General features: G+C 44.9%; 14 protein-coding genes, 1 tRNA gene, 1 pseudogene and 1 riboswitch. Of the genes and pseudogenes, 9 read left to right on the forward strand and 7 right to left on the reverse strand.

Annotated elements, in window-relative coordinates:
* Nucleotides 1-5: 5 nt before the first annotated feature.
* The 6 genes and pseudogenes from rsxD to R7R24_RS08890 form a co-directional block, all read right to left on the reverse strand.
* Entirely contained in the window at nt 6-1,052 is a 1,047-nt protein-coding gene (rsxD, locus tag R7R24_RS08865; protein ID WP_054577635.1) for an electron transport complex subunit RsxD, read from the reverse strand.
* The gene (gene rsxC / locus R7R24_RS08870) at nt 1,052-3,802 is read right to left on the reverse strand and encodes an electron transport complex subunit RsxC (protein WP_206946729.1); all 2,751 of its coding nucleotides are present in this window, start codon (nt 3,800-3,802) and stop codon (nt 1,052-1,054) included. The genes rsxD and rsxC overlap by 1 nt, the downstream gene beginning before the upstream one ends.
* A gap of 8 nt (nt 3,803-3,810) precedes the next feature.
* Nucleotides 3,811-4,407: an electron transport complex subunit RsxB gene (rsxB, locus tag R7R24_RS08875; RefSeq protein WP_005380760.1), complete on the reverse strand. Its 597-nt coding sequence runs from the start codon at nt 4,405-4,407 to the stop codon at nt 3,811-3,813.
* A 3-nt stretch (nt 4,408-4,410) separates the two neighbouring features.
* On the reverse strand, nt 4,411-4,989 hold the full coding sequence (rsxA, locus tag R7R24_RS08880; protein ID WP_005380762.1) for an electron transport complex subunit RsxA: 579 nt from the start codon (nt 4,987-4,989) through the stop codon (nt 4,411-4,413).
* Between the two features lie 305 nt (nt 4,990-5,294).
* A pseudogene (gene pflB, locus R7R24_RS08885) lies at nt 5,295-7,612 on the reverse strand (formate C-acetyltransferase).
* Between the two features lie 350 nt (nt 7,613-7,962).
* Nucleotides 7,963-8,038 (reverse strand) — tRNA-Asn (locus tag R7R24_RS08890).
* A 559-nt stretch (nt 8,039-8,597) separates the two neighbouring features.
* On the opposite strand from R7R24_RS08890, the gene uvrB reads away from it, so the two are divergent.
* From uvrB to luxU, 3 genes are all read left to right on the forward strand, one after another.
* Entirely contained in the window at nt 8,598-10,628 is a 2,031-nt protein-coding gene (uvrB, locus tag R7R24_RS08895; protein WP_017636056.1) for an excinuclease ABC subunit UvrB, read from the forward strand.
* 291 nt (nt 10,629-10,919) lie between these two features.
* On the forward strand, nt 10,920-12,326 hold the full coding sequence (gene luxO, locus R7R24_RS08900) for a quorum-sensing sigma-54 dependent transcriptional regulator LuxO (RefSeq protein WP_005380768.1): 1,407 nt from the start codon (nt 10,920-10,922) through the stop codon (nt 12,324-12,326).
* Nucleotides 12,323-12,667, forward strand: coding sequence for a quorum-sensing phosphorelay protein LuxU (gene luxU, locus R7R24_RS08905; protein ID WP_017636054.1), 345 nt, complete (start codon nt 12,323-12,325; stop codon nt 12,665-12,667). Before luxO ends, luxU begins: the two co-directional genes overlap by 4 nt.
* Before the next feature lie 137 nt (nt 12,668-12,804).
* Here luxU and R7R24_RS08910 read toward each other — a convergent pair whose 3' ends face one another.
* Nucleotides 12,805-13,701 carry a YvcK family protein gene (locus tag R7R24_RS08910; RefSeq protein WP_005388931.1) on the reverse strand — a complete coding sequence of 299 codons (897 nt, stop codon included), beginning with the start codon at nt 13,699-13,701 and terminating at the stop codon, nt 12,805-12,807.
* A gap of 175 nt (nt 13,702-13,876) precedes the next feature.
* Nucleotides 13,877-14,011: riboswitch (molybdenum cofactor riboswitch) on the forward strand.
* Here R7R24_RS08910 and moaA point away from each other — a divergent pair.
* The 6 genes from moaA to R7R24_RS08940 all read left to right on the forward strand — a co-directional run bounded on the left by moaA (nt 14,000) and on the right by R7R24_RS08940 (nt 19,028).
* Nucleotides 14,000-14,989, forward strand: a complete 990-nt coding sequence (gene moaA, locus R7R24_RS08915; protein ID WP_017636052.1) for a GTP 3',8-cyclase MoaA — start codon at nt 14,000-14,002, stop codon at nt 14,987-14,989. It overlaps the preceding riboswitch by 12 nt.
* 101 nt (nt 14,990-15,090) lie before the next feature.
* The gene (moaB, locus tag R7R24_RS08920; protein WP_005388935.1) at nt 15,091-15,603 is read left to right on the forward strand and encodes a molybdenum cofactor biosynthesis protein B; all 513 of its coding nucleotides are present in this window, start codon (nt 15,091-15,093) and stop codon (nt 15,601-15,603) included.
* Nucleotides 15,604-15,629: 26 nt separating this feature from the next.
* Nucleotides 15,630-16,109 carry a cyclic pyranopterin monophosphate synthase MoaC gene (moaC, locus tag R7R24_RS08925; protein WP_005380779.1) on the forward strand — a complete coding sequence of 160 codons (480 nt, stop codon included), beginning with the start codon at nt 15,630-15,632 and terminating at the stop codon, nt 16,107-16,109.
* The gene (gene moaD / locus R7R24_RS08930) at nt 16,106-16,363 is read left to right on the forward strand and encodes a molybdopterin synthase sulfur carrier subunit (protein ID WP_005388938.1); all 258 of its coding nucleotides are present in this window, start codon (nt 16,106-16,108) and stop codon (nt 16,361-16,363) included. The genes moaC and moaD overlap by 4 nt, the downstream gene beginning before the upstream one ends.
* A 1-nt stretch (nt 16,364) precedes the next feature.
* Nucleotides 16,365-16,820 (forward strand): molybdopterin synthase catalytic subunit MoaE, encoded by a 456-nt coding sequence (gene moaE, locus R7R24_RS08935; protein WP_005380781.1) that lies wholly within the window; start codon nt 16,365-16,367, stop codon nt 16,818-16,820.
* Nucleotides 16,821-17,351: 531 nt separating this feature from the next.
* Complete coding sequence (locus tag R7R24_RS08940; protein ID WP_017633862.1) at nt 17,352-19,028, forward strand: ABC transporter substrate-binding protein; 1,677 nt, start codon at nt 17,352-17,354, stop codon at nt 19,026-19,028.
* The last annotated feature ends 4 nt before the right edge of the window (nt 19,029-19,032 follow it).

Genomic DNA, 19,032 nt, shown 5'->3' on the forward strand with positions numbered 1-19,032 from the left:
TTACCTCAGTGACCGTAAGTTCTAGGTTTGGTGTAGTAATCGATCAGTGGCACACACATATTTGCAAGTAACACTGCGAATGCAACACCATCAGGGAAGCCGCCCCAACTGCGAATGATAAAGACCAAAGCACCAATAAGCGCGCCAAAGATCAAACGTCCTTTAACGGTGGTAGACGCCGACACGGGATCGGTTGCAATAAAGAATGCGCCAAGCATGGTTGCACCTGATAACAAGTGGAAGATTGGCGACGCAGTTTCCCCTGGGGTCAGCAAGCTGAACACGAGGCTAAATAGCGTCAGGCTCGCTAGGAAGCCTACGGGGATATACCATTGGATGATACGTTTTTTGATCATCACTAAACCACCAAGTAAGTAGGCAAGATTTACCCATTGCCAACCAATGCCAGCTAATCCATCGAATATTGGCTGCGACAGTACTTCGCTTGGGGTTGCACCTGTATGAATGCCGGTCTTAAATGCATCAAGTGGCGTCGCCATTGTCACACCGTCAACCCCTGTTCGAACTTGCTGAAGCGATAAGCCGTCGTAATCATAGCCCGTAAAAATTAAAGAGAGTGTATCTGCAAAATTTACGTGATCAGGTATGAGTGACGTCGGGGCACTCCAACTCGTCATTTGCACTGGGAATGAGATTAACAAGACCACATAAGCGACCATGGCAGGATTGAATAAGTTTTGACCAAGGCCACCATATAGGTGTTTAGCAATTACGATCGCGAAAATAAGTCCGATCACCATAATCCACCACGGAGACCATGGTGGAATAGCAACGGCTAATAACCAAGCGGTAACGATCGCACTGTTATCACGTAGTGCTCGCATCGGCGAACGTTTACGGAAGACCATAACTAAGGCTTCAAGTGATACAGCGACTGCGATGGCAAAAATCAGCTGAATAAGCGTTCCCCAGCCAAAGAAGTAGGTTTGAGCTACTAAACCTGGAAGTGCGCAAAGTGCCACCCATTTCATTAAGTCTGGCGTACTACGACGACTGTGGGTATGCGGTGAACTGGCAATAAAAAACGACACTACTCGTTCTCCTCAGTATTATTTTTATTAGCTTCTTGTTGCGCTTTGCGGGCCTTCGCGCGCGCAATTGCTGCGGCAACCGCGGCTTTTTTCGGATCCACTTCTGGTTCTTCAGAAGTTGCTTCTTCAACAGGCTCAGTTTGCGTTTCTTGTTTAGCTTTACGCGCTTTGGCACGTGCAATGGCAGCAGCCACGGCGGCTTTTTTCGGATCTTCGGTTTGCTCGGCAGGTGCGTCAGCTTCTTCCGCTTCAGTTGAGTCTGCTTGTTTCGCTTTACGAGCCTTCGCGCGCGCAATTGCTGCGGCAACCGCGGCTTTTTTCGGATCCACTTCTGGTTCTTCAGAAGTTGCGTCTTCAACAGGCTCAGTTTGCGTTTCTTGCTTCGCTTTACGTGCTTTGGCACGTGCAATGGCAGCTGCCACGGCGGCTTTTTTCGGATCGTCGGTTTGCTCAGCAGGTGCTTTAGCTTCTTCCGCTTCAGTTGAGTCTGCTTGCTTCGCTTTGCGCGCTTTGGCACGTGCAATCGCAGCGGCAACTGCGGCTTTTTTCGGATCTTCGGTTTGCTCGGCAGGTGCTTCAGCTTCTTCCGCTTCAATTGAGTCTGCTTGCTTCGCTTTTCGTGCTTTGGCACGTGCAATCGCAGCGGCAACTGCGGCTTTTTTCGGATCTTCGGTTTGCTCGGCAGGTGCGTCAGCTTCTTCCGCTTCGGTTGAGTCTGCTTGCTTAGCTTTGCGCGCTTTGGCTCGAGCAATTGCAGCGGCAACTGCGGCTTTTTTCGGATCGTCGGTTTGCTCAGCAGGTGCGTCAGCTTCTTCCGCTTCAGGTGAGTCTGCTTGCTTCGCTTTACGTGCTTTGGCACGTGCAATGGCAGCAGCAACCGCGGCTTTCTTCGGATCGCTGTCTTGCTGTGCAGACGTTTCCGATTCTACAGATTCAGTTGAATCTTCTTGTTGTGCTTTTTTCACTTTAGCTCGGGCGATGGCGGCCGCAACTGCCGACTTTTTATCATCAGCGTTATTGTCTGGCGTTTCGCCTTGTTCTTTTTGCGCTTTCCGTTCGCGAGCAAGACGTTTGCGTTCTTCGCGCAGTTTTGCCATTTCTGAGTTATCAGGTTCACTAGAGCCTGCTTTAGCTGCTGCCGCTTGTTTCGCCTTCGCTTTGGCAATGGCTGCCGCTACGGCTGGTTTTACTGCTGGCTCTGCTTTTTCTGTGGTTTCTGTCTTTTGAGCTTTCACTCGTGCGATTGCTGCTGCTATCGCATCATCGCCGCCAGAAGACTTCATCTCTTTACGGCGCTGATCGGCAGCTTTCTTGAAGCGATTTTCACGTTCTGCTTTTTCGCGTTCCATACGCGCTTTTTTCTCTTCAAAACGCAGTTTTGCTCGCTCTGCAGCTTCCGCTTCTTGTGTCCTAGTTCTAATTTCTGCTTTTGCTTGGCGGTAGTACTGTACGAGCGGAATTTCACTTGGACATACAAACGCACAAGCGCCGCACTCGATACAATCCTTTAAGTTTAATTCTTCGAGTTTGTCATACTCTTCAGCTTTTGCATGCCATTGCAGTTGTTGAGGCAGCAGCGAAGCAGGGCACGCTTCTGCACATTGGCTACAGCGAATACATTCCATCTCATACTGGTGCGGAGAGATCTCACGACGAGTCGGAGCAAGGATACAGTTTGCTGTCTTGGTAATCGGCACTTGGGAGTGAGGAAGGGTAAAGCCCATCATTGGCCCACCCATAATTAAACGCTGTAACTTCTTATCTGCTTTATAGCCAAACTCATCCAACAGTGCTTGTACTGGTGTCCCTAATAATGCCCAAACGTTGCGTGGTTGTTTGAAGGTTTTACCAGTGAGAGTCACGATGCGTTTTATCATCGGCTCACCGTCGATGACTGCGCGTTTTATAGCGTAAAGAGAACCAACATTCTGGACCAAAATACCAATATCTGCTGGAATCGCGCCACTTGGCACTTCTTTATTGGTTAAAATTTTGATCAGCTGTTTTTCACCGCCAGAAGGGTATTTAGTTGGGATAACGCGAATAACGATGTCTTTGTTTATAGCCGCAGCTTCTAGCGCTTTGATTGCTTCTGGTTTGTTGTCTTCAATGCCAATAATCGTGAGCTTTGGTGTCAGGATATGTTCGACAATTTCGATACCTTGAATAAGCTCTTCGGCATGTTCTTGCATGAGCTTGTCATCAGACGTGATGTATGGCTCGCACTCTGCTGCATTAACGATAAGAATCTCGGTACGAGCAAAACCTGATTGGATTTTTTTTGCAGTAGGGAAGCCTGCGCCACCCATACCAGAAATACCAGCGAGACGAATAATATCAATCAGTGCGTCAGGGGTTTCTTGTTGGTAATCTGCGACGGGGTTTCTTTCACACCATGCATCTTTCCCATCAGGCGTGATGACTGCGCACAACTCACTTAACCCAGAAGGGTGCGCGACAGTTCGTGGCTCAATCGCGGTGAGCGTACCTGATGTTGGAGCATGCACTGGAACCGTAAAGCCGGTCTCCGATTGCGTTAATGGCTGACCTTTTAATAAGTAGTCACCTTCGGCAACCAGTAGGTTACCCGCTTTACCAATGTGCTGTTTTAGCGGCAATACAATTTCTGACGGGATAGCCGCATGAGCGAGTTCAGTTTTGTTGGACTGCTTTTTATTTTCTGCCGGATGCACACCACCTGGGAAATCCCAAAGCGCGCCTGTACGAATTTGTTCAATCAAAGACAACATGTGAAACCTTACTTAATTGAATCTTTCACGTTCGCTGCATTGTCGGCAGCATCCGTAATGTTAAGTACCGGAATGGAGTGAAGTTGCCACTTCCAGCTTTCTGTGGTCGTTGCCACAGGAATCATTTCAATACAATCAGTCGGACATGGGGCAACACACAAGTCACAGCCCGTACATTCATCTTTGATTACGGTATGGACCGCCTTTGTTCCGCCTACAATTGCATCCACCGGACACGCCTGAATACACTTAGTGCAGCCAATACACATGTCTTCATGAATAAACGCAACGGTTGGAATTTTGCTGTCGAGATCGTGCGCAGATTCTTCTGGCTCAACACCCATTAAGTCGGCGAGCTTTTCGATTGTTGCCTGACCACCAGGGGGACATTTGTTTATGTGGTCGCCATTTGCAATTGCTTCAGCATAAGGGCGGCAACCAGGGTAGCCACATTGACCGCATTGAGTTTGCGGTAAAATGGCGTCGATTTGATCCACAATAGGGTCCGCTTCAACTTTAAAGCGAATAGAAGCAAAACCAAGTATCGCGCCGAAAATCGCAGCCAGAACCGCTAACGCGATAATCGCAATTAAAATCGTACTCATCGCTTACTTCACCAAACCTGTAAAGCCCATAAAGGCGAGTGACATTAAACCTGCTGTAATCATTGCTATTGATGCACCTTTAAAAGGTACAGGAACGTCGGCGGCGGCTATGCGCTCTCGCATGGATGCAAAAAGTATCAACACCAATGAGAAACCAACAGCGGCGCCGAAGCCGTAGATGATCGATTCAATAAAGTTATGGTTTTCATTAATGTTAAGAAGTGCCACGCCCAATACTGCGCAGTTTGTTGTGATCAGCGGTAAGAAAATGCCAAGCAAGCGATAAAGCGTCGGGCTGGTTTTGTGCACAACCATTTCGGTGAACTGCACCACAACGGCTATCACCAAAATAAAACTCATGGTTCGAAGGTACTCAATACCTAGTGGACGAAGGATGTAGCTTTCCACTAAATACGCACACACTGACGCGAGCGTTAGCACAAAAGTTGTCGCTAAGCCCATACCTATTGCTGTTTCCAGTTTTTTGGACACACCCATGAAAGGACATAGGCCCAAAAACTTCACCAGTACAAAGTTGTTCACCAGCACAGTGCCGACCAACAACAAAACATATTCGGTCATAGTTATTACGTTCTTAAAATCCGATCTTGATATTATCGTGTTTTGTGACACCAATAACAACCAGTGAACGATGTGGTTTTACATACACGATGGAAAAATAGTCGTCTATTTGATCTATTTTGATGAATCAATAAGAAATTGAATCGTTTGCTGAATGTATTGTTAGCGAGAGGATACTACCTATTAATTTTCATCTAATGTGTGATTTTAAAAAAAGCCCGCCTCTCCCAGGTAGAAAAGAGAAGCGGGCAATGCATATTTACAAGCTAATTATTTAAATCTTCTGAGTGCTTGATGGACTATGTTTATATCTTACTTGTGAAAGTACGAGTGATGACGTCTTGCTGTTGCTCTGTCGTTAGAGAGTTAAAACGTACCGCATAACCAGACACTCGAATCGTCAACTGAGGGTATTTCTCTGGATGTTCAACCGCATCCAATAACATCTCTCGGTCTAGAACGTTGACGTTAAGGTGTTGACCACCTTCAATCGCAATGCCCTCGTTGCTTGCTTCGTGATGGAAGTAACCATCCATTAGCGCAGCTAGGTTCTTCTTCTGACTTAATTCATCTTTACCCAGTGCGTTAGGCACAATTGAGAAGGTGTAAGAAATACCATCTTTCGCGTAAGCAAACGGTAATTTAGAAACCGATGCCAAAGACGCAACCGCCCCTTTTTCATCACGACCGTGCATTGGGTTTGCACCCGGGCCAAAAGGCATACCTGCGCGACGGCCATCTGGTGTATTACCCGTTTTTTTGCCGTAAACCACGTTAGATGTGATCGTTAGGATCGATTGAGTTGGCACTGCTTCGCGGTAGGTGTGCATCTTCTGAATTTTCTTCATGAAGCGCTCAACTAGATCACAAGCGATGTCATCAACACGGGCATCGTTGTTACCAAATTTTGGATAATCACCTTCGATTTCAAAATCAACGGCGATGCCATCTTCACCACGAACAGGCTTCACGGTCGCGTATTTAATTGCCGCCAAAGAGTCAGCGACAACGGACAGACCTGCAATACCACACGCCATAGTGCGGTGCACGTCGCGATCCATCAATGCCATTAGTGATGCTTCGTAGCTGTAACGGTCATGTGAGTAGTGGATGATGTTCAACGCTGTGACGTATTGTGTTGCTAGCCATTCCAACATGTTGTCGAAGCGTGGCATCAAAGCGTCAAAGTCGAGAATTTCATCTTGAACTTTGTCCACGACTGGACCAACTTGCGCTTTCGATTTTTCATCGATACCACCATTGATGCTGTAAAGCAGCGCTTTTGCAAGGTTGGCACGTGCACCAAAAAACTGCATGTGTTGACCAACAATCTGTGGGCTCACGCAGCATGCAATCGCGTAGTCATCATTGTCAAAATCAGGACGCATTAGATCGTCGTTTTCGTATTGAACAGAAGAGGTATCAATTGACACTTTTGCAGCGTATTGCTTGAACGCTTCTGGCAATTGTTCTGACCAAAGAATCGTCATGTTTGGTTCAGGAGCAGGGCCCATAGTATGTAGCGTATGCAAGTATCGGAATGTGGTTTTAGATACTAGTGTACGGCCATCAACCCCCATACCTGCCATCGCTTCTGTTGCCCAGATTGGGTCGCCAGAGAACAATGAATCGTATTCTGGTGTACGAAGGAAGCGAACCATGCGCAGTTTCATGATGAAGTGGTCGATCATCTCTTGCGCTTGTGATTCATCAATCAAGCCATTTGCGATATCACGCTCTAGGTATACGTCTAGGAAAGTTGATGTACGACCTAATGACATTGCAGCGCCATTTTGTGATTTAACGGCCGCCAAGTAACCAAAGTAGGTAAATTGAATCGCTTCTTGCGCTGTTTTTGCAGGTAGCGACATATCAATGCCGTATTTCAAACCCATTTGACGAATGTCTTCAAGTGCTTGAACTTGGTCTGCAATTTCTTCACGTAGACGAAGTGTTTTCTCAAGATCGCCACCGCGCTCTAGGAAAGTCTGTGTCGAATTGTATTGCTCTTTTTTGTCTGCTTTTAAGAATTTTTGTCTGCTTTTAAGAAGTCGATACCGTAAAGGGCGATACGACGGTAGTCACCAATGATACGACCGCGGCCATAGGCATCAGGAAGGCCAGTGATGATGCCTGATTTACGACACGCTAGAATTTCTTTGGTGTAAAGATCGAAACACGCTTTGTTGTGAGTTTTACGGTATTCAGTGAAGATCTTTTCGACCGTTGGATCCAATTCGCGGCCATAAACTTCGCACGAGTTTTTTACCATGCGAATCCCGCCATTGGCGATGATTGCACGTTTTAGCGGTTGATCAGTTTGTAAGCCAACGATCTTTTCCAGATCTTTGTTGATGTAGCCTGCATCGTGGGAAGTGATTGTTGAGGGCAAGTCTGTGTCAAAATCAATAGGGGCGTGTGTGCGGCTTTCTTGTTTTATGCCTTCAAGCACTTGGTTCCATAATGCTGAAGTGGATTTGCTAACCTCGGCTAAGAAAGACTCGTCTCCCTCATAGGGTGTATAGTTTTTTTGGATGAAGTCACGAGTGTTGACAGAGTTTTGCCATTCACCAGCAGTAAATCCAGCCCATGCATCTAGCATGTCAGTTGTCGGAATAGTCATAAGTAAATCCCTAAGTTATTGATAATTAGAATGGAGGCGACGAGTAGGACGGAACCATTCTTAACCCTTTTAATCGTATGGATTTATTTATTATGAGTAAAATGAATGCTTTTCATTTTTTTAATGATTAAATTGCATTAATAATAGATTCAACTATTTACGATTGTGTTTTGCTAGAAAAGAGACAGAATTAAATGTGTGGTGCTGTGAGAACACTATCTATGACAATGTTATGAGTTCTGTAATTTGAACTTATTTCGGTGTGATTTTATGGCGCCTAGATTGGCTTAGATTTCATGGCGATTAAGATACAAAAAAGCCGTGTCTTGCGACACGGCTTTTCTATAATCTGGCTCCTCCTGCTGGGCTCGAACCAGCGACCTGCGGATTAACAGTCCGTCGCTCTACCAACTGAGCTAAGGAGGAATTGCTTTGCTTGAAAGCGGGAAGAATCTTACCGAGCACTCAAACTACTGTCAACAGTAAAAAAATACATTTTTAGCAAAAAATATTGAGTTAAGGGCTTTACTTTTCTGTATGGCTTGCGAGTAAAGGCTCGAGGTTAGTTATCCACTAAATTTGTGGATAAGTATGTTGATGAGATCTGGGTAAAGAAAATTGATATGCAACTAAGTTTTTATTTAATGAATTTTTAGTCGGAGTTATGCGTAAAATAAGCAAATAAAACAGAGATTTATCGATCTTAATCAAAAGGTATTCAAAGTGGATAAAAATCAATCTTTTGGGGATAAGAAAGTTTTAAGCTAATTTTTGGGGAAAAGTTGTGGAAACTATAATGTGAAGAATGTGTGTAGCTCTTCAACTAGGGCGAAGTACTATATCAGAGTCACTTTTATATGGCTATAGCATTCTAGACAAACAAGAAAATTTATTAACAATGATGGTTAAATTCTCGATAGACGTAGATTTCATTAGCTAAGGTGTATATATATACAGCCAAAGCGCAGTAAAATTGAGGAAGGGTATGAGTAAAGTCTATGAATTGGTCTCCGATTATCAGCCGTCGGGCGATCAACCAGGAGCGATCAATCAGTTGCTTGAGGGGCTCGATGCTGGGCTAGCACATCAAACATTGTTGGGGGTCACAGGCTCAGGTAAAACCTTCACACTAGCGAATGTGATTGCTCAAGCCCAACGACCTGCAATATTACTTGCGCCAAACAAAACGCTTGCTGCTCAGTTATATGGTGAGATGAAGTCATTCTTTCCTAATAATGCGGTTGAGTATTTTGTTTCTTACTATGATTACTACCAACCTGAAGCATATGTTCCCACAACAGATACTTTCATTGAAAAGGACGCTTCGGTTAACGCCCACATTGAGCAAATGCGACTGTCTGCCACTAAAGCTTTATTGGAACGGAAAGACGCTATTATCGTTGCTTCGGTTTCAGCTATCTATGGTTTGGGTGATCCGGAATCCTACTTACAAATGATGCTTCATTTGCGACGTGGAGATGTGATTGATCAGCGTGATATGCTTCGTCGCCTAGCGGAGCTCCAATACTCACGCAATGATGTTGCTTTTGAGCGAGGGCAGTTCCGTGTCCGTGGCGAGGTGATTGATATATTCCCTGCTGAATCAGACCAAGACGCTGTGCGCGTTGAGATGTTTGACGATGAGGTGGATTGCATCAGTGTGTTCGATCCATTGACAGGCGTGGTCAAACAACGAGACTTGCCGCGCTATACCATCTATCCCAAGACGCACTATGTGACGCCAAGAGATCGCATTCTTGAAGCGATTGAAAATATTAAAGTCGAACTAGAAGTGCGCAAAAAGCAGCTTCTAGATAACAACAAGCTACTGGAAGAGCAGCGAATTAGCCAGCGCACTCAATTCGATATCGAAATGATGAATGAGTTGGGCTTTTGCTCCGGTATCGAAAACTATTCTCGTTATCTCAGTGGACGCTCGGAAGGTGAGCCGCCACCAACCCTGTTTGACTACTTACCTCATGATGGCTTGTTGATCATCGATGAATCTCACGTGACAGTACCGCAGATAGGTGCCATGTATAAAGGCGACCGTTCGCGTAAAGAAACGCTGGTGGAGTTTGGTTTCCGGTTACCTTCAGCTTTGGATAATCGTCCACTGAAGTTTGAGGAGTTTGAAGCACTAGCGCCACAAACGATTTTCGTCTCTGCTACTCCTGGAAATTACGAACTAGAAAAATCGGCGGGTGATGTAGCGGATCAAGTCGTTCGTCCTACAGGCTTACTTGACCCTGAGTTGGAAGTTCGCCCAGTAGCGACCCAAGTCGACGACCTATTGTCTGAGATCCGTATTCGCGCTGCTAAAGATGAACGAGTTCTGGTTACAACACTGACCAAACGAATGGCTGAAGATCTCACCGAATACCTTCACGAACATGATGTTAAGGTACGTTATTTACACTCAGACATTGATACTGTTGAGCGTGTGGAAATTATCCGTGACCTTCGTCTTGGGGAATTTGACGTGCTGGTGGGAATAAACTTATTGAGAGAGGGCCTGGATATGCCAGAGGTCTCGTTAGTTGCAATTTTGGATGCGGATAAAGAGGGCTTCTTGCGGTCTGAACGCTCACTCATTCAGACCATTGGTCGTGCTGCACGAAACATCGAAGGTAAGGCGATTTTATACGCTGACCGAATCACCAACTCAATGAAAAAGGCGATGGATGAAACTAACCGTCGTCGCGAGAAGCAGGAAGCGTACAACGAAGAAATGGGTATTTCGCCACAAGCGCTCAAACGAAATATCAAAGACATCATGGAACTTGGCGATATCACTAAGTCTAAACGCCAGCGTAACACTAAACAGGTACCATTATCGAAAGTGGCGGAGCCTTCGCAAACTTACGAGGCACTGTCCCCTCAGCAGCTAGAAAAAGAAATCAGTCGACTGGAGGCAGCGATGTATCAGCATGCGCAAGATTTAGAATTTGAGTTAGCGGCACAAAAGCGTGACGAGATTGAAAAACTACGAGCGCAGTTCATCGCAAATAGTTGAACAAACTTACCGATTTAACTATCCAAGCATTTTAGGTCGCTTGTAAAAAAAAGAAGCCAATAGGCAGTCGGGTCTATTGGCTTGTTTTGTGAACATATCGTTCACTAACAACGTCAGTTGGCTAGGTGACCCGAGGGGTCACTATCGTTACAGCATGGTTTGTGCCACTTTTTAAATAATTGATATTATTTTTGAATTTTTTCCTTTGCCCATAATTTAGCTAATGTTATTTGCAAAATGCAAAGCGTAATGCGATTATTGTTTAAAACACAACAAAATAATAGCTAGGTTATGCAACAAAAACCCGAAGGCCCAAAGTCTCGTTACCTTTTAATGGTCGAGGACACCGCATCTGTTGCGGCTCTGTACCGCTCATACCTGACACCGCTTGGCATAGATATCAATATTGTCGGCACAGGTAGGGATGCCATTGAGAGCCTAAATCATCGAATTCCAGATCTTATTTTACTCGATCTCCGTCTGCCAGATATGACGGGGATGGACGTTTTACATGCCGTTAAAAAGAGTCATCCCGACGTACCTATAATTTTTATGACCGCTCACGGTTCTATCGATACCGCTGTCGAGGCCATGCGTCATGGCTCACAAGACTTTCTAATTAAACCGTGTGAAGCGGACCGTTTACGTGTCACGGTTAACAATGCAATTCGTAAAGCGACCAAGCTAAAAAATGAAGCCGATAATCCAGGCAATCAGAGCTATCAGGGGTTTATCGGCAGTAGCCAAACCATGCAGCAGGTTTACCGTACGATAGATTCAGCGGCGAGCAGTAAAGCGAGTATTTTTATCACAGGTGAAAGTGGTACTGGTAAAGAGGTATGTGCCGAGGCTATTCACGCAGCAAGTAAACGTGGTGACAAACCTTTTATTGCAATTAACTGTGCTGCAATTCCAAAAGATTTGATTGAGAGTGAACTGTTTGGTCACGTAAAAGGGGCCTTTACTGGCGCTGCGAATGATCGTCAAGGGGCAGCTGAGTTAGCGGATGGCGGCACACTTTTTCTAGATGAGCTTTGTGAGATGGACTTGGATTTACAAACCAAGTTGCTACGATTTATTCAAACGGGCACATTCCAAAAAGTGGGTTCCTCAAAAATGAAGAGCGTGGATGTGCGCTTTGTTTGTGCCACTAACCGTGATCCCTGGAAAGAGGTACAAGAAGGTCGATTCCGTGAAGATTTGTACTATCGTTTGTATGTCATTCCTTTGCATTTACCGCCTTTACGCGAACGAGGCGAAGATGTTATTGAAATTGCATACTCACTGCTAGGTTACATGTCACACGAAGAAGGAAAAAGCTTCATACGTTTTGCGCCTGATGTCATCGAGCGATTCAACAGCTATGAGTGGCCGGGTAACGTTCGTCAGTTACAAAACGTGCTACGCAACATCGTTGTTCTAAACAACGGTAAAGAGATTACGTTGGACATGTTACCGCCACCGTTGAATCAACCGCTTGACCGTCCGTCGTCTGTGGCTAAATTAATTGAGCCGAAAGCGATGACCGCATCTGAGATTATGCCATTATGGATGACGGAAAAAATGGCAATCGAGCAAGCGATTGAAGCATGTGATGGCAATATTCCTCGAGCGGCGGGATATCTTGATGTCAGTCCGTCGACGATTTACCGCAAGTTACAGGCATGGAACGGCAAGGAAGAGCGGCAAAAAGTATGAGTGTAAATGTATTAAATCAGCAAAAAATAGATGAACTGTCGATGGAAATTGGCAGTGACAACGTACCTGTACTGTTCGATATCTTCCTAGGAGAAATGGATACCTATATCGAGAACTTATCCCAACTGCAGGGGGCAGAGCGATTAGCTTACTCAAAAGAAATCAGCCACGCGTTGAAAAGTAGTGCTGCGAGCTTTGGGGCAGATCGCCTTTGTGAACTGGCTATGTCCATAGACAAAAAAGCGAAAGCCGGTGAGTTGACTGCGGAGTCTGAGGAGTTAGAGGCTATGTTCGATCTTTTGCACGAAACTCGAGATGCTTATCGCTCTTGGCGACAGTAGCTATTTTTTCTATTAACAATTTTTTCTTAGTAAACATCTGTTTTTACTGGATGCCTGAACTAAAACCCTTCGATGACAGAAGGGTTTTCATTATCAATAAACACCTTAAAAGAGGGCGCTAGCCAGGTAACGTGCTCTTAAATAGAAAGTTGTAGCTGATTTTCAATCGCTAGTTTGAGCTTGTTTCTATCGTGACGCCAGTCTCGGTTAGAGGAGGCGAGTGACTCCGTCACTACATTCCATTGACTTAAGACGTCTTGCTCGGTTTTCTCTGCTAGAACCACGTCTATTTTTCTTCCTTGACAGGCACGTTCACACCATTCTAATTTTTGAGCCATCGTCATTCGTCCCGCTGGGCCGTATTCTGGACTCAGGTTAGCAACAAAAATGACTTTTGCTTTTGTGTTTGCTGCAATCGCTTTGCCGAGTTCAGGCAGCAATAAAGGAGGCATGATACTAGTTAAAAAACTGCCAGGGCCAAGAATAATCGCGTCAGCTTCCGCCAAAGCTGTGATGGCTTCTTTGGTAGCAGGCACTTCTGGTGAAAGATCCAAACGTCGCAAGTCTGCTTTCATTTCGTCGACATTTGTTTCTCCCGTAACCCACTTCCCATCTACGGATAACGCGGAAAGATCCGAAGGGTGTTCGGACATAGGAAGGATGTTAACGTCGACTTTTAACATATTGCGAATCAGATTAATGGCATCTAAAGGTCTGACCGATAAGTTATCGAGTGCAGTAAGCATCAAGTTACCAAGATTATGACCATCAAGTTCGCCAGTGCCTTTGAAGCGATATTCAAACATCATAGAACTGATCGAAGGCTCTGTAATGAGCTGATTAATACAGTTACGTGTGTCTCCCCAAGCGATTCCTCCTTGGCAGTGACGAATTCTTCCTGTTGAACCACCATTGTCAGTCGTGGCAACAATCCCAGTTGCATTGCTGCCAAAATCTCGTAATGCGGCCAGCATTCGACCTAAGCCATGACCACCGCCAACAGCGACCACTTTTTTATCTGTGTAGATATTCATTATGTTCTTCTAATAATCTAATAAAAAACGGCTACAATTTATCTTAAGGAGTGTCTTAAAGGTACTCACTTAGCGGTAAATTGTGTCTCTAGAGAGTTTTTTATCACTCAAGTCTGGATTCCATTACAAATATTAAGTATTTTACACCGCAAAGCTATCAGAGATTTCATATCTCTGGTTGCCATAACTCCGAGCTCACTATTGCTAAGTCCTTGGATAAGCGTTTTGAGCCAGTGGCATACTGTCACAAGGGCATGATTGGAAATGGCCATGCCTCCCGTGTTTGGAAAGGTGTTCCGTGGCGCAACAATTCGAAGACAAATTTCATCGTAAGTTTTATTACTTGCGTCTGTCTGTGACCGACGTATGTAATTTCAAATGTACCTATTGCCTTCCTGATGGCTATAAGCCTTCGGGCAATAAAAACTCGTCTTTTTTATCTCTCCCTGAAATCAAACGGGTCGTAAAAGCATTCGCTGATTGTGGCACGTCAAAAGTGCGCATCACTGGTGGTGAGCCTAGCTTACGCAAAGATTTTACCGACATTATCCATTCAGTAGCGGCGACGCCTGGCATTCAAAAAGTTGCAACGACAACCAATGGCTATCGCATGGCAAAACAAGTCGCAGATTGGCGTGAAGCGGGTTTAACCCACATTAATGTCAGTGTGGATAGCCTTGACCCGCGTATGTTTCATCAAATCACAGGTGAAAATAAGTTTACTGAAGTCATGAATGGTATCGAACGTGCGTTCGAGGTCGGTTATGAGCAAGTAAAAGTTAATGTGGTGTTGATGAAAGATCTGAACCATCACGAGCTGCCAGCGTTTCTTAACTGGATAAAAGATCGTCCAATCCAACTGCGTTTCATTGAGTTGATGCAAACGGGTGAGATGGATGAGCTATTTAATAAGCACCATGTATCCGGAGTGGCAATTCGTAACCAGCTAATTGCAAATGGTTGGTTGCTGAAAGTGCGCTCGCATAATGATGGTCCTGCGCAAGTATTTGTTCATCCTGATTACAAGGGTGAAATAGGTCTTATCATGCCTTATGAAAAAGACTTTTGTGAAAGCTGCAACCGACTGCGCGTTTCTGCGATGGGTAAGCTGCACCTATGTCTGTTTGGAGACCACGGTGTAGAATTGCGTGATCTTTTGGAACGTGATGAGCAAGAGAGTGAGCTTATTGAACGTATCCAGGCGCAGTTACAAACCAAGTCGGTAAGCCATTTCTTGCATGATGGCAATACTGGTATGACGCCACACCTCGCGTCTATCGGCGGCTAACTTCATTCAATTTTTAGAGCGAGTTCACTGATAAGCTGGCTCTAACTTTTTCCGAATCGATACCAAGCGTATCAAAGCTAATTAAGAGAATAGGTGAACAAATGGGTCACGCTGAAAGCAAATTCCAACCTGCAAATATTGCCGTTCTAACGGTATCTGACACTCGTACTGAAGAAAACGATACCTCTGGTCGTTACCTAGCTGAGCATGCTCAAGAAGCGGGTCACAACGTAGTAGACAAGCAAATTGTTATTGATGACATGTACAAGATCCGCGCGATTGTTTCTCAATGGATTGCTGATGAAAGCGTACAAGCGATCATGATTACTGGCGGTACAGGTTTCACCTCACGTGATAGCACGCCAGAAGCACTTAAGCCTCTATTTGATAAAGAAGTTGAAGGTTTTGGTGAGTTGTTCCGTATGGTGTCGTACGAAGAGATCGGTACGTCTACGATTCAGTCTCGTGCGATTGCTGGTTTTGCTAACCACACCGTGATCTTCGCAATGCCAGGTTCAACTGGTGCGTGCCGCACAGGCTGGACAAAAATTATTAAACAGCAGTTGGATGCAAGTCATCGCCCTTGTAACTTCATGCCACACCTATCTGTATAACCTTTCCTAAAAGCGAAGGAAAAACAATGACCCAATTTACACATATCAATGCTTCTGGCGAAGCAAACATGGTTGACGTGTCAGCAAAAACGGAGACGGTTCGTGAAGCTCGTGCTGAAGCATTTGTTCACATGGCCCCAGAAACACTTCAACTGATTGTCTCTGGCCAGCACCACAAAGGTGATGTATTTGCGACGGCTCGTATTGCTGGTATTCAAGCTGCGAAGAAAACCTGGGATTTGATTCCACTTTGTCATCCGCTACTACTCTCTAAAGTTGAAGTTCAACTGGAAGCTATCGAAGCAGAAAACAAAGTTCGCATCGAATCAGTATGTAAACTTGCGGGTAAAACTGGTGTGGAAATGGAAGCGCTCACGGCAGCTTCCGTTGCTGCTCTAACGATTTACGATATGTGTAAAGCAGTACAAAAAGACATGGTCATTGGTCAAGTTCGTCTACTAGAGAAAACGGGTGGTAAATCTGGTCACTTTAAGGTGGAATCATGATTAAAGTACTCTTCTTTGCTCAAACTCGAGAGCTGATTGGCATCGACAGTGTCGAGTTAGACGGGCCGTTTGAAACGGTGGAATCCATTCGTGCACATCTAGTGGAAGAAGGCACTAAGAAAGATGGCAAGTGGGATTTAGCGCTCGAGCCAGGAAAGCTACTTGCTGCAGTGAACCAATCCATCGTCCCTCTGGATACACAAGTAAAAGCAGGTGACGAAGTTGCGTTTTTCCCGCCGGTAACTGGGGGTTAAGATGGATTCTCGTGTATCTGTACAAATTGAAGACTTTTCGGTTGAGCAGGAATATCAACGTCTATCTGAAGGGACGGCTGCCGGCGCTGTCGTTACATTCGTTGGTAAAGTTCGAGATATGAACCTTGGGGATAATGTCATTGGTTTACATCTAGAGCACTATCCGGGGATGACAGAGAAGAGCTTGAGCGACATTTGCGATCAAGCAGAGTCTCGCTGGCCACTATTAGGTGTACGCGTGATTCATCGTGTCGGAGACATGGATAGCGGTGATCAAATTGTATTTGTGGGCGTTTCCAGTGCGCACCGCGGCGCGGCATTTGATGCGTGCGAGTTCATCATGGATTATCTGAAGACCCAAGCACCATTTTGGAAAAAAGAGCGTACGACGAATGAAGATCGTTGGATTGAGTCGCGCGACACCGATCATCAAGCTGCACAGCGTTGGGAAAAATAGAACTAACCCGCATTCTAGTGAAAAAAGCTAAGTGCTAATGGCACTTAGCTTTTTTTGTATTTATCTTCATTGTATTGCTCACTTTGTTTCAATATTTCCTATCTTTTGTCTGGTGATATTCTTCACAATAAAAGTTTTTTGCCCAATATATAAACAATTATTTGTTAGACTTGATTTGTCATAAATGTTAAATGATGTGTAAATATCTAGCATAAGATGCTAGTAAATGGTTTAAACTCAGATTAATCGAAAGTTTCGCCTGTTAAATGTCGCTTCTGGTCTTTATTTGGCTGGTGAATGCTTTGGAGTTAGAGTTTACTGCTAGATATGTGTGGTTTGGTCAGCATTATTGGTTTTTTTGCTACATTTTTATGGCAAATTACTTCAATGATTGCTAATGTGTGCCGCAGTCTTTGTAAGGTTTTAGACTTTTGTGCTCAGAAAGTGCACTAAAAAAATCTAAAACTCTGACCGTTCCAGGCCCTTACAAAGAAGTCATGGATGCTAACGAAAAAATTTGGAGTTTTACGCATGTATAAGAATAAAATCACGCGCGCTTTATTTATTGGTGCTGGTCTTTCTCTCGCTCTAGCCGGTTGTGGTGAAAAGCCTGCGGAGAAACAAGCTGCTGAGCCTGCTCCGGCTCCAGCCCCTGAAGCTAAATCTGATTCTAAAGAGCCAAAACTTGCTGCTGTTCAAGAATTGGTGCGTGGTAACGGTACAGAAGTTGCGACAATAGACCCTCATAAATCTCAAGGTGTTCCAGAATCCCACGTGATTCGCGATCTTCTTGAAGGCCTTGTAAACCAAGATGCGGACGGTAACACTATCCCTGGTGTTGCAGAATCTTGGGAAACTGAAGACAACAAAACATACACTTTCCACTTACGTGAAGACGCAAAATGGTCAAACGGTGATCCTGTCACTGCAGGTGACTTCGTTTACAGCTTCCAACGCGCAGTCGATCCAGCAACCGCCTCTCCATATGCTTGGTACATGGAATACACCAAGATGAAGAACGCAAAAGACATTGTTGCGGGTAAAAAAGATAAGAGCGAGTTAGGTGTTAAAGCGGTTGACGATCACACGTTAGTGGTTGAGTTAGATACTGCAGTACCATATTTTGTAATGATGATGGGCCACACGACAGTGAAACCTGTTCATCAAGCAACTGTTGAAAAGTTCGGCGATCAATGGACGAAGCCAGAGAACTTTGTAGGTAACGGTGCTTATGTTGTTGACAACTGGGTTGTAAACGAGCGTTTGGTTCTAAAACGTAACGAACAGTACTGGGACAACGAAAACACGACGCTTGACCAAGTTACTTTCCTACCAATCGAGAACCAAGTAGCGGAAATGAACCGCTTCCTAGCGGGTGAAATCGACTTCACGAATGAGCTGCCTACAGAGCACTTCAAGCGTCTGAAGAAAGAGCACCCACAAGAAGTGTCTGTAACCGGTAACTTATGTACTTACTACTACATCTTCAATACGAAGAAAAAGCCGTTTGATGATGTTCGTGTGCGTAAAGCGATTTCTTATGCGATTGACCGTAACATTGTGACCGATGCGATTTTAGGTCAAGGTCAAAAGCCAGCTTACTTCCTAACACCTGAAATTACGGCAGGTTTCAACCCAGAAATTCCTGCATACGGCAAAATGACGCAAGAAGAGCGTAACGCAGAAGCTGCGCGTCTATTGGAAGAAGCGGGTTACGGCGCAGACAACCCTCTTGAATTTAACCTTCTATACAATACATCAGAGAACCACAAGAAACTTGCGGTTGCACTGGGTTCAATGTGGAAGAAGACACTTGGTCTAGACGTTACGCTAGAAAACCAAGAGTGGAAAACTTACCTATCTACCAAAGATTCTGGCAACTTTGAGGTTGCTCGTGCAGGTTGGTGTGGCGACTACAACGAAGCTTCATCTTTCCTAACGCTGATGATGAGTAATAACACTACTGGTGGTATTCACTACGACAGCAAAGAGTACGATGCGATCATGAACAAAGCATTTGCTTCAACTTCTGACGAAGAGCGCCAAGCGCTTTACCTAGAAGCAGAGAAGTTGATGGCAAAAGATATGCCAATCGCACCTATCTACCAGTACGTGAAATCACGTCTACTATCACCGAAAGTTGGTGGCTTCCCAGTAAATAACGCGGAAGACAAGATTTACTCTAAAGATCTCTACATCACAGAGTAATTCG

The sequence above is a fragment of the Vibrio sp. 704 genome (assembly GCF_033339295.1).